Source organism: Hydrogenophaga sp. BPS33, assembly GCF_009859475.1.
Taxonomy (GTDB): domain Bacteria; phylum Pseudomonadota; class Gammaproteobacteria; order Burkholderiales; family Burkholderiaceae_C; genus Hydrogenophaga.
Window position 1 is genome coordinate 3,247,103 of the sequence record NZ_CP044549.1, and the last position, 13,671, is coordinate 3,260,773.

Genomic DNA, 13,671 nt, shown 5'->3' on the forward strand with positions numbered 1-13,671 from the left:
CGCACCACCGGACGACCTGCTGTAGCGTCTGCGGCGCCATCACAAGGCACGCCGCTCGGCGCGGGGGAGCAAATGATCGGAAGGAAACCTCGAACATGAAACGCGACGCGCCCAAGAACGCCACCATCGCCATCGGCCAGCAGCCCATCACCCTGGACGTGCTCCAGGAAAAATACCTCAAGGACGGTGAGACCAGCGAACAAGGCATCTTCCGCCGGGTGGCGCGTGCCCTGGCCTCGGTGGAGCCCGAGGCCGACCGCGCTCTGTGGGAACAGCGCTTCTTCGACAACCTGCAGGCCGGCGCCATCGGTGCCGGCCGCATCATGAGCGCGGCCGGCACAGCGATCCAGGCCACGCTGATCAACTGCTTCGTGCAGCCCGTGGGCGACTGCATCCAGGGCGTGGACGAAGGCGGCTACCCTGGCATCTACGAGGCCCTGCGCGAGGCCGCCGAGACCATGCGGCGTGGCGGCGGCGTGGGCTACGACTTCTCGCGCATCCGTCCGCGCGGCGCCGAGGTCAAGGCCACCGCCTCGCTGGCCTCGGGCCCGTGCAGCTACATCAACGTGTTCGACCAGTCCTGCGCCACCGTGGAGAGCGCTGGGGCGCGGCGCGGCGCGCAGATGGGCGTGCTGCGCATCGACCACCCCGACGTGATCGAGTTCATCACCGCCAAGCGCACGCCGGGGCGCTGGAACAACTTCAACGTGTCAGTCGGCGTGAGCGACGACTTCATGCGCGCGCTGGCCGACGACCAGCCCTGGGCGCTGGTGCACCGCGCGCGCCCCGGTCCCGCGCTGCTGGCCCAGGGCGCCCACCAGCGCGCCGACGGCCTGTGGGTCTACCGCAGCCTGCCCGCGTGTGAACTGTGGGACACGGTCATGCGCTCCACCTACGACTTCGCCGAGCCCGGCATCCTGTTCCTCGACCATATCCAGCAAGACAACAACCTGCGCTACTGCGAGACCATTGAGGCGACGAATCCCTGCGGCGAACAGCCGCTCCCCCCCTACGGCTGCTGCGACCTCGGGCCAGTGATCCTGCCGCGCTTCGTGCGCCACCCCTTCGGCTTCGGTGGCTTGCCCACGTTCGACTTCGAGGCCTTCGAGCGGGTGGTGGCGCTGCAGGTGCGCGCGCTGGACAACGTGCTCGACGTGACCTACTGGCCGCTGCCGCAGCAGCGCGAGGAAGCCGCGGCCAAGCGGCGCGTCGGCGTGGGTTTTACCGGCATGGGCAATGCGTTGGCCATGCTGTGCGTGCGCTACGATCGCGCCGAGGGGCGCGCCCTGGCCGCGCAGATCGCCGAGCGCATGCGCGACGCGGCTTACGCGGCCTCCGTGGCGCTGGCGCAGGAGAAGGGCGCGTTCCCCAAATTCGACGCCGACGGCTACCTGGCCGAGGGCACCTTTGCCAGCCGCCTGCCCGAGGCGCTTCGCAAGGCGATCCGCACCTACGGCATCCGCAACAGCCACCTGCTGTCGATCGCGCCGACCGGCACCGTCAGCCTGGCCTTCGCCGACAACGCGTCCAATGGCATCGAGCCGCCGTTTTCCTGGATGTACCGGCGCAAGAAGCGCGAGGCCGACGGCAGCACCACCGACTACGCGGTGGAAGACCATGCGTGGCGGCTCTACCGCGAGCTCGGCGGCGACACGGGCCAGTTGCCCGAGTACTTCGTGAGCGCCCTGTCCATGCCGGCGTCCGACCACCTGGCCATGATGGAAGCCGTGCAGCCCTTCGTGGACACGGCAATCTCAAAAACCGTGAACGTGCCGGCCGACTGCCCGTACGACGATTTCAAAGACTTGTACAGACAGGCCTGGCACGCACAGCTCAAGGGCCTGGCCACCTACCGGCCCAACGCCATCCTCGGTTCGGTGCTCGACACCAGCGCTACGCCTGAAACGACGGCGAGCGTGGCCAACGTGGACCCGATGCGCACGGTGATCGAGAGCCGGCCCAAGGGCGCGTTGGCGGCGGTCGCCGACAAGATCGAGTACTGGACGCAGGAGGGCCAGCAGACGCTGTATCTGGTCGTCTCCTTCCTGCCGGTGCCGGCGGCCGACGGCTCGGGCATGGTTGAACGGGCGATCGAGTTCTTCATGCCGGTGGGGCAGAGCGGCGAGTCGCAACAGTGGGTCACCTCCAGCATGCGCCTGCTGTCGCTGGCCGCGCGCGGTGGCTTCCTCGATCGCGCGCTGAGCGACATGCGCAAGGTGGTGTGGGACCGAGGTCCGGTGCGTCTGGGCACGCACGAAAAGGCCGATGGCACGAGCGTGCCGATGTGGCACGACTCGGTGGTGGCCGCCATTGCCTATGCGGTTCAGATCCTGATCGCGCAGCGCAACGGGGTCACGCCCGCAAGCCTGCCCCCGCCGGTGGCAGTGGCGCCCACGCCGGGCGCGATGCCGGGCCGCAAATGCAGCGAGTGTGGCGCGCACGCGATGATCCGCAAGGACGGCTGTGACTACTGCACGCAGTGCGGCCATCTCGGGACATGCGGATGAGCACGGCCCAGCACATTCCGGCATCGCTGGCCCATGCAAGCCCACAGCCGATGGTCTTGTACGAACGCAGTGCCAGCAAGGTCGATGCGGTCGAGCGCGAATACGCGCGCATGGTGGCCGACCTGATCCAGACGCGACAGACCGTTCTACCCAAGCGCCTGCTGTCGCCCGCGCCGGCCAACCTGGAGACCCCATGAACATCGAAAACTTCGACGACCTGCTGCGCGCCGCGCGCCGGCAGCCCCTGCCGCAGCGCCTGCTGTTCGTTTTTGCCGACATCGAGCTGCCCGACGACGCCACAGAAATCCAGCGGCTCGAATTCGAGCAAGGCGAGGGCGGGGCGCTGGTGCCGCGGATGTGCGTGGACAAGGCGCTGGACGAACTCGAATCGTTCGAGCAGCTGGCGCGCGAGGCCCAGGCCTACGGCCAGCCCTGGGGCATGGTGTTCGCCGCCGCGCTCTCGGGCTCGCCAAGCCGCTCGCCCAGCAGCGCTGAGGCTGAGCAGGCGCTGCAGGATATGGTGGAGGCCATCCGCCGAGGCCAGTTGCAGGCCTTCATCCCGTTTAATCCGCAGGGGCAGGCTGTTGTGCTGGGCTGAGAGGCTGAGAGGGCCTCCACAATGGATATCTCTGGCAAGTCTTTGTGGCGCCCAAACCGGCAAGGCGCGGCTTCACAAACCTTCATCGATCATGAGACGCTTGTCTGAGACCGCCGCCCAGGTGTCGGCGTCGGGCAGCGCGGGCTTGGTGCGCGAGATGGTCGGCCACGAGCGGGCGAGGCGGGCGTTGATGTCCAGGAAATCGCGCTGCATTGGCGGCGTGTCTTCTTCCGCATAGATGGCATCCACAGGGCATTCCGGCACGCAGACCGCGCAATCGATGCAGTCGTCCGGGTCGATCACCAACATGTTGGGGCCTTCGCGAAAAGCGTCGACCGGGCATACATCGACACAATCCGTGTACTTGCAACGGATGCAGGATTCTGTGACGACAAAAGTCATGGGATGTGGCACGTCGCGGCCAACACGGGGCCGGCGCGCAGTGCGTCCAAAAAAAGGGCAGTGGTGTTTCTCACTCTCATGGTTTTTCTCCTTGGCGTAAAAAATCGAATGGGTGATGCCGCTCTGGTGCGGGTGCACCGGAGCATGAGACCTCAAACGCGCACATCGCTCAAGCGTTGCCCAGGGCGAAGCGGAGGACGCGCTGCGTCGCTACAGCTGGCCGGGCAACGTGCGTGAGCTGGAGCATGTAATCAGTCTCGCGGCGTTGAAAGCCGTGAGCTCGTCGAGGACTGTCAGCGCCAGGCGATCCGGCAGGCACTCTCGTTGCATCAGGAAGAGGTGGCGCTGTCTGGCCAGTTCAGGAACGGAACAATGCCCTTTCATTGAATGGGAGACGCATACAGCGAATCACCTGGCGCCATCGCCTCCTCTATATTTGCACAACCATGACCAACACTTTCACAGCAGCCTCGACTGCCGGACCCAAGACATCGATCGACAAGAGCAAGATCCGCTTTCTGTTGCTGGAGGGCATTCACCCCTCGGCCATTGCGGTGCTGAAGGCGGCCGGCTACTCTCAGATCGAGAGCCTGCCCGGTGCACTGGCTGACGACGAACTCAAGGCCAGGATCGCGGATGTCCATTTCGTGGGTATCCGCTCCCGCACCCAACTCAGCGCCGAGGTGTTGGCCCATGCCAACCGGTTGACGGCGGTGGGCTGCTTCTGCATCGGCACCAACCAGGTGGATCTGAGCGCGGCGCGCGAACGCGGCATTGCCGTGTTCAACGCACCGTTCTCCAACACCCGATCCGTTGCAGAACTGGTGCTTGCCGAAGCCATTCTGTTGATGCGCGGCATTCCCGAAAAGAACGCCGTGGCCCATCGAGGCGGCTGGTTGAAATCGGCCAGCAACGCGTACGAAATTCGCGGCAAGACCTTGGGCATTGTGGGCTATGGGGCCATCGGCACGCAGCTGTCCGTGCTCGCCGAAGCGCTGGGCATGAAGGTGGTGTTTTTTGATATCGCCACCAAGCTGCCCATGGGCAATTCGCGGCCGCTGACCAGCTTGGCCGAGTTGCTGACCACCGCTGATGTGGTGAGCCTTCATGTGCCGGAAACGGCCGACACCCAATGGATGATCGACGCGCCACAGCTCGCGCTCATGAAGCCCAATGCGGTGCTGATCAATGCGTCGCGCGGCAGCGTGGTGAGGCTTGAAGCGCTGGCTAGCGCGCTGCAATGCAAGGCGTTGCTGGGCGCCGCTATCGACGTCTTCCCGCAAGAGCCCCACAGCAACCACGACAACTTCGAGTCGCCTTTGCGCGGCCTGGACAGTGTGATCCTCACGCCCCACATCGGAGGCTCAACGCTGGAAGCCCAGGAGAACATCGGCGTCGAGGTGGCGGAGAAACTCGTCAAATACAGCGACAACGGCACCACCACCTCAGCGGTCAACTTTCCCGAAGTGGCCTTGCCGGCACACCCCGGCAAGCACCGACTGCTGCACATCCATCGCAATGTGCCCGGCATGCTCTCTCGCATCAACGGCATTTTTTCGGATCACCAGATCAACATTGCCGCGCAATATCTTCAGACGCGCGAGGACGTGGGTTACGTGGTGATGGACATCGATGCCACCCACTCGGAATTGGCATTGACCCAGCTGACCGAGGTGCCCGGAACGCTGCGCAGCCGTGTCCTGTTCTGAGACCCACGGGACCATGGCATTTCCTCGGAGTTGATGTGGATCAATCCATTCTCTTCATGGCTGGTCGTGGTCCTTTAAGATGCATAGAATATACATCTTATAAGGCCTTGCGATCGGCAAGCCAAGGAGTCCGAATTGATGGTCACCGAACTGTGTTCCGAGGATGACGTTTCCAACCTGGTCCACGCGTTCTACGCACGGGTGCGGCAGGACGAGGTCCTCGGCCCCATCTTCGACGCGCACGTAGACGAATGGGAGCACCATCTGGCGAAGCTGGTGGACTTCTGGTCGTCCATCCTGCGCCGTACCGGGCGTTTTGCCGGCGCGCCCATGCCCAAGCACGCCGTTCTTCCAGGTCTGACCGCCGAACTGTTCCAGCGCTGGTTGGCATTGTTCCGGGAGACCGCCGCAGCACAGCCCAATCGCGCCATGGGCGAGCAGGCTTGCGCGATGGCCGAACGCATCGCGCAAAGCCTGTGGATGGGCTACCAGATGAACCGCGATCCAGATGCCATCCCGACCGCGCTGTCACATGACTGAGTTGATGCGAATCGACGAGCCGGGGCAGGCGAGGGCGCTTGTCCCGCAGTGGTCTGCATTTCTCGAGATGGGCTTCCGGCCTCTGTACCTAGCAGGCTGCTTCTGGGCTGCTGTCGCGGTAGCGCTTTGGCTTTTCGCGCCAAGTCTGCTGCGTGGACAGCTTGCCGGCGTGATCTGGCATGCGCACGAGATGCTCTGGGGCTTCATCGCCACCATTGCCGTTGGTTTCCTGCTCACGGCGGGCAACAACTGGACGGGAATGAATCTGCTCAAGGGCCGCGCACTGGGTGCCTTGGGTCTGCTGTGGGTGCTGGCGCGCGTGGGCTACCTCGTTCCCGGCGCGGCCTCCTTCTGGCTGGCCGCGGCTTGCGAGCTTCTGTTCTTTGCCTGGGCGGCCGCAGCGCTGGGTCGCGCCATCTACGGTGCTTTGAACCAGCGCAATTACGGTGTGCCCTTGCTCGTGCTGGCGCTGGGCGTGGCCGACGCCTTGTTCCTGCTCGCCGCGTGGCAGGGTGACTACGTGCTTCTGATGCAGCGCTTCAACGCGGGACTGCTGTGCATGGCCGTGGTTGCACTGCTGGTGGCACGTCGGGTGATTCCGTTTTTCGCCATGCGGGCGGTGCCGGGGTTGACGATTCCCATGCATACCCGCAGCGGCCATTGGCAACTCGGCGCGAGTGGCCTGGCCATCGCCTTCGGGCTGTTGGGGTGGATGTCGGCCATGGCCACTTTCCTGGCCGCAGCCGGCGTGATCGCACTGGTCCAGGTGCTGGCCTGGAAACCGTGGGCGGTGCGGCGCGTGCCTTTGCTCTGGATTCTCTATGTCGGTTACGCCGCGCTCGGTATGGGCCTGCTGGTGGCGGCTGCGCATGCGTCGGGATGGCTGTTGCGCGCCGCATGGCCAGTGCATGTGATCGGCGTGGCCGGATTTTCGGTGCTCATCATCGGGATGGTGACGCGCACGGCGCTGGGGCATCTGGGACGACCGCTGCGTGCCGGTAGCCTCATCGTGTGGTGCTATGTGCTGGTGATCGCCGCCGCCGCGCTCCGCCTGCTGGCCTTGTTGCCGACCAGCTGGGCGATGATCGCGTTGCACGCCTCGGCCGGTGCCTGGGTGCTGGCGTTTGGGTTGTATGGTTGGCGTTTTTTCCCGATGATGATTCGCCCAGGCCTTGACCAGAAAGCGACGTCGGTGCTCAAGGCGGTGAAGATTTCCACGCCATCGCGCACATCCCGATGATCGGAGTCCATCGATGCGGCTGACCACGATGACCGACTATGCGCTGCGCCTGTTGATGTACGTGGCGCAGCAGCCGGAGCGTCTGTGCACGATCTCGGAGGTCGCACAGGCTTACGGCATCTCCGAGGCACATCTGATGAAAGTCACGCACCAACTCGGCCTGCAGGGCTGGATCGAGACCGTGCGTGGCAAGGGAGGCGGGATGCGCCTGGCGCATTCCCCCCAGACCATCAACCTCGGCGCCGTGGTGCGCAGCATCGAGCCGGACTTCGCGCTGGTGGAGTGCTTCGCCACTGGGGGCCAGTGCACGTTGACAGGCCAGTGCCGGCTCGCCGACGTGCTCGGCGGCGCCTTGCAGAGCTTCATGGCGCACCTGGACGGTTTCACGTTGGCCGACCTGCTGCCGGGAGGGGGTCTTCAACTCGCAAAAGGGCGCCGCATCCGCATTGAGCGGAGGAGGTCGGTTTGAGCATCTGTGTGCTGTTGGCGAAGACCATGCATTGTTTGCAAGGGTGATGCATGGTGCTGGCCGACTTATATCCCTTCATAAAGGCGACCCACGTGGGGCTGGCGTTGCTCAGTGGCGGTCTGTTCGCGGGGCGGGGCCTGGGCGTGCTGCTGAGTGCGACCGCACCCATGGCGCCATGGGTGCGCCGTTTGAGCCAGGTTATCGACACCGCCTTGTTGGGCGCGGCATTGCTGTTGCTGTGGATACTGCGGATCAATCCCTTTGCCACGCCGTGGCTGCTGGTCAAGCTCACACTGCTGGTGGCCTACATCGTGTTCGGGACACTCGCGCTCAGACGGGCGTCGACCCGTACCGGCAAGGCGCTGGCATTCGTTTTGGCCTTGTGTTGTTTCGCGGTGATGGCGGCCATTGCCCGCACGCACGACCCGATGGGCATGTTGCGCATGATGGGCTTGTGACGGCGGTGCGTCCCGAAGGAAGCCCATATGCACGTTTTCCGCATCTACCGCTACGACCCGGATCTCGATGTCATGCCCCGCATGCAGACGCTGGAGATCGAAGTCAACCGGGGCGACCGCATGTTGCTCGATGTGCTGATGCGCCTGAAGGCCATGGACCCGAGTCTGAGCTTTCGCCGCTCTTGCCGCGAGGGCATTTGCGGCTCGGACGCCATGAACATCAACGGCAAGAACGGCCTGGCCTGCATCACCAACATGAACACACTGCCACGCCAGGTGGTGCTCAAGCCGCTGCCCGGGCTGCCAGTCATACGCGATCTGATCGTGGACATGACCGCCTTTTTCAAGCAATACCACTCGATCAAGCCCTATCTCGTCAACCCGGCGCCGGCCCCCGAGCGCGAACGCTTGCAGTCGCCCGAACAGCGCGACGAACTCAACGGCCTGTACGAATGCATCCTGTGCGCCTGCTGCACGTCGGCATGTCCGAGCTTCTGGTGGAATCCGGACAAATACGTCGGGCCGGCCGGCTTGCTGCAGGCCTATCGCTTTCTCGTGGACAGCCGCGACACGGCCACCGCCGAGCGGCTCGACAACCTGAACGACCCGTATCGCCTGTTCCGATGCCGCTCCATTCTGAACTGCGTGGACGTGTGTCCGAAGGGCTTGCGGCCCGTGGGAGCCATCAGCAAGATCAAGGAAATGATGGTTCGGCGAAGCCTTTGACGTTTCTGGCAGCACCGTTCAAGCTTGCCTCGCGCACCCATCCGTGTCACGCGTCTACCACCCGTCTCAACCAGGAAACCCCATGGCACTGCATCATCTTCAGCCGGGCGAGATCGCCAACCTGCAACATGTTGGCGGTGATGCACTGAGCAGCCAATCCAGCGCCTTGTTCAAAACCGATCAGTTGGAGGTCATGCGCCTGGTGTTGCCCCTGGGCAGCTCCTTGCCGTTGCATTCGGTGGCGGGCGAGATCACGGTGCAATGTTTGCAGGGCGCTATCGAGTTTGAGACGCCGGGGCATTTGCAGAAGCTGCAGGCGGGGCAACTGCTCTACCTGCGCGGTGGAGAGCCACACAGCCTGCTCGCGCTGGAGGATGCCTGCGTGCTGGTCACCGTCGTACTGGGTGCATGACCACGCCGGTTTAAAGGCGGCTGGTGATGCGACGCAGCAAGCGGGACCGTGAGCGGTCCGGAAGGAAAGCCACGCAACACCGTAAGGTGATCTTTAAACATTCCACGATGTATATTATGTATATATAAACAAAGACAAACGCGGATGTTGCGCTGCGTCCAGCCGGTCTTTGCATCGCATGCCAGCGCGCCGGAGAAAATCCATCGACCCGTCTGCGAGTGCGCCAGGACGCGAAGCGCCGCCGTTGAGTGATTCAAGGTGCCTGGATGCGGCTGATGTACTCGAGAAGCACCAGGATACGGGCGCGCACCAGCCCGGCCGAGTCGTAGTGTCCGCGGGCTTCCCGCATCTGCTGGGCGTCTTCGATTCTGTACTCACGGCCCCAGACCGGCATATCTCGGGAACCGTGGCTGGGCACGTCCGCACCATCGATGACGGCGTACAGGCGATTGATCGGCAGCACCCCCTGGTTTTTCTTCGCCAGCTGCGTGAGGTCTGGCGGGCTCTTGCGCAGGAGGTCCACTATCGGTCCGTTGCCTTTGCCTCCAACGCCATGGCAACTGGCACAGTTGTCGGCGAATTCCTGCTTGCCGGGATCGAAGACGGCGGGCTGCGCCAACGCAGTGCCCCAGCAGGAAACGATGGCGAGTGTGAGAAGTGCTCTCGGGATAGGCTTCATGAATGTTCTCCTGGTTGCGTTGGTTGTCCGTTCGACGGGTGTGTCCATGCCGTCACTGGATCGCAATGCGCTTGCTGGAAACGTCGGTCTTCTTCGGAAGCGTCAGGGCCAGGATGCCGTTCTTGTAGCTGGCCTGGACCTTGCCCTCGTCCACGGGACAAGCCAGGGTGAAGCTGCGGCTGGCGTAGCCCTCCTGGCGTTCACGGCGAAGCACCCGGTCACCGTTGCCCTTCTCTTCCTTGTCCGACTTCACCTCAGCGCTGATGGTGACCTGGTTGCCGTCGACACGCACGTCGATGTCATCCTTCTGCACGCCGGGGATCTCGGCCTTGACGGTGTAACTGCCGTTGTGCTCGGAGAGGTCGATCTTGATGCGCGGAACCGCGTCGGGCATGTCTACCCGCCATGGTCGCAATAGCGAGCGAAACGCATCGTCGAAGGGATCGATGGCAAAAGGGTCAATCGCACGAAGTTCGTTCATGGTGGTGCTCCTTGGTGACAGTGAACAGGTTCGTCTGTGAGGTCCGTCGCACGACGGAACTCCGGTGCACAGGCATATTGCGACAGCGCAGCGGAAGGCCGATTGAGCACACGCAACAAAGGCAGAAAAAGCCACAAAGGTCGCGTCGGGCCCGCTCGCCAGCGTTGACGCCACACCGTTCATTTCAATGGTCATCGCGGCTCTGAAAAGAGATGGCCCGCCGTCCTTTCGGAGGGCGGGCCCTGGTGTGCATTGAGCAGGCTCAACAGAACGCTCGTGCACGGTCTGGCGGTGCTGTCCAAAAGCCCACCAGATGCGCGACGTGAAAAACCCGTGTCAGGACCCCAAGGTGCGTGAATTGCTTTCGCGCACGCGCAAGGCCTACACCAAGCGGGGTGAGATGCCCAAGAAGAAAGAAGCACTGACCAAGGGTCTTCTCGAAAACGAACCAGAGTGGTGTCGACCGGCCCTAAAACCACAAGCCGGTGCTTGGGCCAGCAGGTGCTGCACTGGAGGATTGGCTACTGACCTGCGGGATCCACGAGGGCGCCCTCTTCCGCCGGGTGCTCAAGGGCGGCCACCTGGGCGGCACGCTGTCGGCCGCCGCCGTGTCAGCGGCAGGGTGGATCCAGCAACGTGCTCAGCGCCTGGCCACCGCCGTAGCTGCCCTGAATTGGCGCCTCACCGCCCAAGGAAATGCGGATCGCACAGTACTTGAACTCGGGGATCTTTGCGAACGGATCGAGCGCCGCGTTCGTCAGCCGGTTGATCGCCGCCTCGTAGTAACAGAACGGCACGAACACGGCACCGCGCGGCGAACTGTCGTCGGCCCGCGCGTACAGCACCACTTGGCCGCGACGCGACACGATCGTCACAAGGTCGCCCGGGCGTCCGCCCATCGCTGCGAGATCCAGCGGATGCACCAGCGCGACCGGATCGGGCTCGAGAGCATCCAGTGCGGTCGCGCGACGCGTCATGCTGCCCGTGTGCCAGTGCTCGAGTTGACGCCCCGTGATCAACACCGTCGGGTATTCGGCATCGGGGCGTTCGTCGGCCGGGATGATGTCTGCCGGCACGAAGCGCGCACGGCCACTCTCACGCGGAAAGTCGTCGGTGAAGACGACCGGAACTCCGGGATCGCCTTCGTTGACGCAGGGGTACGTGACGGCATGCTCGCGCTCGAGGCGGTCCCACGTAATGCCGCCGATGCTGGGCATCGTGTGGCGCATCTCCTCGAACACCTCCGACACATGGCTGTACTGCCAGTCTAGGCCGAGACGCTTGGCGACCTCTTGAATGATCCACAGGTCCTGCCGCGCTTGGCCTGGCGGGTCGGTCGCCTGACGCCCCATCTGAACCAGCCGGTCGGTGTTGGTGAAGGTCCCGGTCTTCTCGGGAAAGGCACTGGCCGGCAGGATCACGTCGGCGAGGTAGGCGGTCTCGGTGAGAAAGATGTCCTGCACGACGAGGTGATCAAGGGCGGCCAGTGCTTCGCGCGCATGATTGGCATCGGGGTCCGACATGGCGGGGTTCTCGCCCATCACGTACATGCCGCGAATGCCGCCCGCCTTGATGGCGTGCATGACCTCGACCACGGTCAGGCCGGGCTTGTCGTCGAGCGTGCCGGCGGGCAGTTTCCAGGCCTGTTCGAAACGCGCGCGCACCGCGCCGTCGGACACATGCTGGTAGTCCGGGTACATCATCGGGATCAGACCCGCATCGGACGCGCCTTGGACATTGTTCTGGCCACGCAGCGGATGCAGCCCGGTGCCGGGCCGACCAATCTGGCCCGTCATCAGCGCGAGTGCAATCAGGCAGCGCGCATTGTCGGTGCCATGCACATGCTGCGAGAGGCCCATGCCCCACAGAATCATCGATGCCTTCGACGTGGCGAACAGACGTGCCACTTCGCGGATCGTGTCGGCGTCGATGCCACAGATCGGCGCCATGGCATCGGGCCCGTAGCCTTCGACGTTCCTGCGCAGCTCGTCGTAGCCGATGGTGCGGCTGGCGATGAAGTCCTTGTCGACCAAGCCTTCGGTCACGATGACGTTCATCATCGCGTTAAGCAGCGCCACGTCGGTATCGGGCTTGAACTGCAGGTAGCGGTGGGTGATGCGCGCGAGCTCGGAGCGGCGCGGGTCGCAGACAATGAGCTTGGTGCCGTTCTTGATGGCGTTCTTGATCCACGTTGCAGCCACCGGATGATTCACAGTCGGGTTGGCGCCAATGAGAAGCACCACCTCGGCCTTCATCACGTCCATCACCGGATTCGATACGGCCGCCGAGCCGATGCCCTCCAACAGGGCAAACACCGACGAGGCGTGGCACAGGCGCGTGCAATGGTCGACGTTGTTGCTGCCGAAACCGGTGCGTACCAATTTCTGGAATAGGTACGCTTCCTCGTTGCTGCCCTTGGCAGAGCCGAAGCCGGCGAGCGACTTCTTGCCGTAGAGGTCGCGAATCTGCCTGAGCTTGCCACCGGCCAGCGCGAGCGCCTCCTCCCACGTCGCTTCGCGGAATACGTCCTTCACCCGCGCGGGGTCCATCGTGAAGTCGCCGCGCTTGGGTACGTCGGCACGCCGGATCAGCGGTTGGGTGAGCCGGTGCGGGTGGTGTGCGTAGTCGAACCCGTAACGACCCTTGACACACAGGCGTTCTTGGTTGGCCGGGCCATCTCTTCCTTCCACATAGAGGATCTTGCCGTCCTTGACGTTGTAGGTGAGTTGACACCCGACGCCGCAATACGGGCACACCGAGGCCACTTGCTTGTCCGGCACGGCAAGCGCGACCTCGCGCGCCGGCATCAGTGCCCCGGTGGGGCAGGCCTGCACGCACTCGCCGCAAGCCACGCAGGTCGACGTGCCCATGGTGTCGTCCATGTCGAACACGATCTTGGCCCGGTCGCCGCGGAAAGCGAGGCCGATGACGTCGTTGACCTGCTCGTCTCGGCAGGCGCGTAGGCAGCGCGTGCACTGGATGCACGCGTCGAGGTTCACTGCAATGGCGGGGTGCGAGAGGTCATGAGAAACCCGCGCGCGTGCCTCGAACCGCGGCTTGCCGACGCCGAGCTTGCGAGCCCATTCGTCGACTTCGTTGTGACGGGTATAGGCCTTTTCCGGCATGTCCGACAACAACAGCTCCAGCACCAGTTTCTGCGACTTGAGTGCTCGCTCGCTGTCGGTCGTGACCTTCATGCCGGCGGAGGGAGCCCGGCAGCAGGCGGCGGCCAGCACGCGCTCGCCGTCGATTTCGACCATGCACGAGCGGCAGTTGCCGACGGCGCCGAGCCCCTCCTTGTAGCAAAGGTGCGGGATCTCCACGCCTTCGCGCTTGGCGATCTCGATAAGGGTTTCGGTCGTCCGGCCCGCCACGTCGCGTCCATTGAGCTGGAAGGTGAGGAGCGGCGCATCGAGATGGGCCGCTTCGTTCTGGGTGATCGCGTCCATG

Annotated in this window: 14 protein-coding genes and 2 pseudogenes; 12 read left to right on the top strand and 4 right to left on the bottom strand. The window is 64.1% G+C overall.

Annotated features, from left to right (window positions below; translation table 11 throughout):
- Positions 1 to 95 precede the first annotated feature (95 nt).
- From F9K07_RS14920 to F9K07_RS14930, 3 genes are read left to right on the top strand one after another with little or no spacing between them, the layout of a single operon-like run.
- Positions 96 to 2,507, top strand: coding sequence for an adenosylcobalamin-dependent ribonucleoside-diphosphate reductase (locus tag F9K07_RS14920; RefSeq protein WP_159594181.1), 2,412 nt, complete (start codon positions 96 to 98; stop codon positions 2,505 to 2,507).
- On the top strand, positions 2,504 to 2,704 hold the full coding sequence (locus F9K07_RS14925) for a hypothetical protein (protein WP_159594182.1): 201 nt from the start codon (positions 2,504 to 2,506) through the stop codon (positions 2,702 to 2,704). The genes F9K07_RS14920 and F9K07_RS14925 overlap by 4 nt, the downstream gene beginning before the upstream one ends.
- On the top strand, positions 2,701 to 3,105 hold the full coding sequence (locus F9K07_RS14930) for a ribonucleotide reductase subunit alpha (RefSeq protein WP_159594183.1): 405 nt from the start codon (positions 2,701 to 2,703) through the stop codon (positions 3,103 to 3,105). Before F9K07_RS14925 ends, F9K07_RS14930 begins: the two co-directional genes overlap by 4 nt.
- Positions 3,106 to 3,177: 72 nt before the next feature.
- Here the strand turns inward: F9K07_RS14930 and fdxA are convergent, their stop codons facing one another.
- Positions 3,178 to 3,507, bottom strand: coding sequence for a ferredoxin FdxA (fdxA, locus tag F9K07_RS14935; RefSeq protein WP_159594184.1), 330 nt, complete (start codon positions 3,505 to 3,507; stop codon positions 3,178 to 3,180).
- Between the two features lie 157 nt (positions 3,508 to 3,664).
- Between fdxA and F9K07_RS32285 the strand changes: the two are divergent.
- From F9K07_RS32285 to F9K07_RS14970, 8 genes and pseudogenes are all read left to right on the top strand, one after another.
- Positions 3,665 to 3,787, top strand: a pseudogene (locus F9K07_RS32285) (hypothetical protein); the annotation flags it as partial.
- 166 nt (positions 3,788 to 3,953) lie between these two features.
- Positions 3,954 to 5,216 carry a phosphoglycerate dehydrogenase gene (serA, locus tag F9K07_RS14940; RefSeq protein ID WP_159594185.1) on the top strand — a complete coding sequence of 421 codons (1,263 nt, stop codon included), beginning with the start codon at positions 3,954 to 3,956 and terminating at the stop codon, positions 5,214 to 5,216.
- Positions 5,217 to 5,354: 138 nt separating this feature from the next.
- Complete coding sequence (locus tag F9K07_RS14945; RefSeq protein ID WP_442907329.1) at positions 5,355 to 5,756, top strand: group III truncated hemoglobin; 402 nt, start codon at positions 5,355 to 5,357, stop codon at positions 5,754 to 5,756.
- On the top strand, positions 5,749 to 6,996 hold the full coding sequence (locus F9K07_RS14950; protein ID WP_159594187.1) for an NnrS family protein: 1,248 nt from the start codon (positions 5,749 to 5,751) through the stop codon (positions 6,994 to 6,996). The genes F9K07_RS14945 and F9K07_RS14950 overlap by 8 nt, the downstream gene beginning before the upstream one ends.
- 13 nt (positions 6,997 to 7,009) lie before the next feature.
- A complete protein-coding gene (locus F9K07_RS14955; protein ID WP_159594188.1) occupies positions 7,010 to 7,465 on the top strand; it encodes an RrF2 family transcriptional regulator in 456 nt (151 codons plus the stop codon).
- A 50-nt stretch (positions 7,466 to 7,515) separates the two neighbouring features.
- Positions 7,516 to 7,923: a SirB2 family protein gene (locus tag F9K07_RS14960; RefSeq protein WP_159594189.1), complete on the top strand. Its 408-nt coding sequence runs from the start codon at positions 7,516 to 7,518 to the stop codon at positions 7,921 to 7,923.
- A 27-nt stretch (positions 7,924 to 7,950) separates the two neighbouring features.
- A complete protein-coding gene (locus F9K07_RS14965; RefSeq protein WP_159594190.1) occupies positions 7,951 to 8,649 on the top strand; it encodes a succinate dehydrogenase iron-sulfur subunit in 699 nt (232 codons plus the stop codon).
- 82 nt (positions 8,650 to 8,731) lie between these two features.
- Positions 8,732 to 9,061: a cupin domain-containing protein gene (locus F9K07_RS14970; protein WP_159594191.1), complete on the top strand. Its 330-nt coding sequence runs from the start codon at positions 8,732 to 8,734 to the stop codon at positions 9,059 to 9,061.
- 253 nt (positions 9,062 to 9,314) lie between these two features.
- Here F9K07_RS14970 and F9K07_RS14975 read toward each other — a convergent pair whose 3' ends face one another.
- On the bottom strand, positions 9,315 to 9,740 hold the full coding sequence (locus F9K07_RS14975; protein ID WP_159594192.1) for a c-type cytochrome: 426 nt from the start codon (positions 9,738 to 9,740) through the stop codon (positions 9,315 to 9,317).
- Between the two features lie 52 nt (positions 9,741 to 9,792).
- Positions 9,793 to 10,221, bottom strand: coding sequence for an Hsp20/alpha crystallin family protein (locus F9K07_RS14980; RefSeq protein ID WP_159594193.1), 429 nt, complete (start codon positions 10,219 to 10,221; stop codon positions 9,793 to 9,795).
- Between the two features lie 270 nt (positions 10,222 to 10,491).
- Here F9K07_RS14980 and F9K07_RS31870 point away from each other — a divergent pair.
- A pseudogene (locus F9K07_RS31870) lies at positions 10,492 to 10,832 on the top strand (integrase); the annotation flags it as partial.
- On the opposite strand, the gene fdhF reads toward F9K07_RS31870, so the two are convergent.
- On the bottom strand, positions 10,833 to 13,670 hold the full coding sequence (gene fdhF / locus F9K07_RS14985; protein WP_159594194.1) for a formate dehydrogenase subunit alpha: 2,838 nt from the start codon (positions 13,668 to 13,670) through the stop codon (positions 10,833 to 10,835).
- Between the last annotated feature and the right edge of the window lies 1 nt (position 13,671).

Excerpts from the sequence above, each read along its gene's own strand:
- F9K07_RS14920 (WP_159594181.1), top strand. The coding sequence starts at position 96 with ATGAAACGCGACGCGCCCAAGAACGCCACCATCGCCATCGGCCAGCAG.
- F9K07_RS14925 (WP_159594182.1), top strand. The coding sequence starts at position 2,504 with ATGAGCACGGCCCAGCACATTCCGGCATCGCTGGCCCATGCAAGCCCA.
- F9K07_RS14930 (WP_159594183.1), top strand. The coding sequence starts at position 2,701 with ATGAACATCGAAAACTTCGACGACCTGCTGCGCGCCGCGCGCCGGCAG.
- fdxA (WP_159594184.1), bottom strand. The coding sequence starts at position 3,507 with ATGACTTTTGTCGTCACAGAATCCTGCATCCGTTGCAAGTACACGGAT.
- serA (WP_159594185.1), top strand. The coding sequence starts at position 3,954 with ATGACCAACACTTTCACAGCAGCCTCGACTGCCGGACCCAAGACATCG.
- F9K07_RS14945 (WP_442907329.1), top strand. The coding sequence starts at position 5,355 with ATGGTCACCGAACTGTGTTCCGAGGATGACGTTTCCAACCTGGTCCAC.
- F9K07_RS14950 (WP_159594187.1), top strand. The coding sequence starts at position 5,749 with ATGACTGAGTTGATGCGAATCGACGAGCCGGGGCAGGCGAGGGCGCTT.
- F9K07_RS14955 (WP_159594188.1), top strand. The coding sequence starts at position 7,010 with ATGCGGCTGACCACGATGACCGACTATGCGCTGCGCCTGTTGATGTAC.
- F9K07_RS14960 (WP_159594189.1), top strand. The coding sequence starts at position 7,516 with ATGGTGCTGGCCGACTTATATCCCTTCATAAAGGCGACCCACGTGGGG.
- F9K07_RS14965 (WP_159594190.1), top strand. The coding sequence starts at position 7,951 with ATGCACGTTTTCCGCATCTACCGCTACGACCCGGATCTCGATGTCATG.
- F9K07_RS14970 (WP_159594191.1), top strand. The coding sequence starts at position 8,732 with ATGGCACTGCATCATCTTCAGCCGGGCGAGATCGCCAACCTGCAACAT.
- F9K07_RS14975 (WP_159594192.1), bottom strand. The coding sequence starts at position 9,740 with ATGAAGCCTATCCCGAGAGCACTTCTCACACTCGCCATCGTTTCCTGC.
- F9K07_RS14980 (WP_159594193.1), bottom strand. The coding sequence starts at position 10,221 with ATGAACGAACTTCGTGCGATTGACCCTTTTGCCATCGATCCCTTCGAC.
- fdhF (WP_159594194.1), bottom strand. The coding sequence starts at position 13,670 with ATGGACGCGATCACCCAGAACGAAGCGGCCCATCTCGATGCGCCGCTC.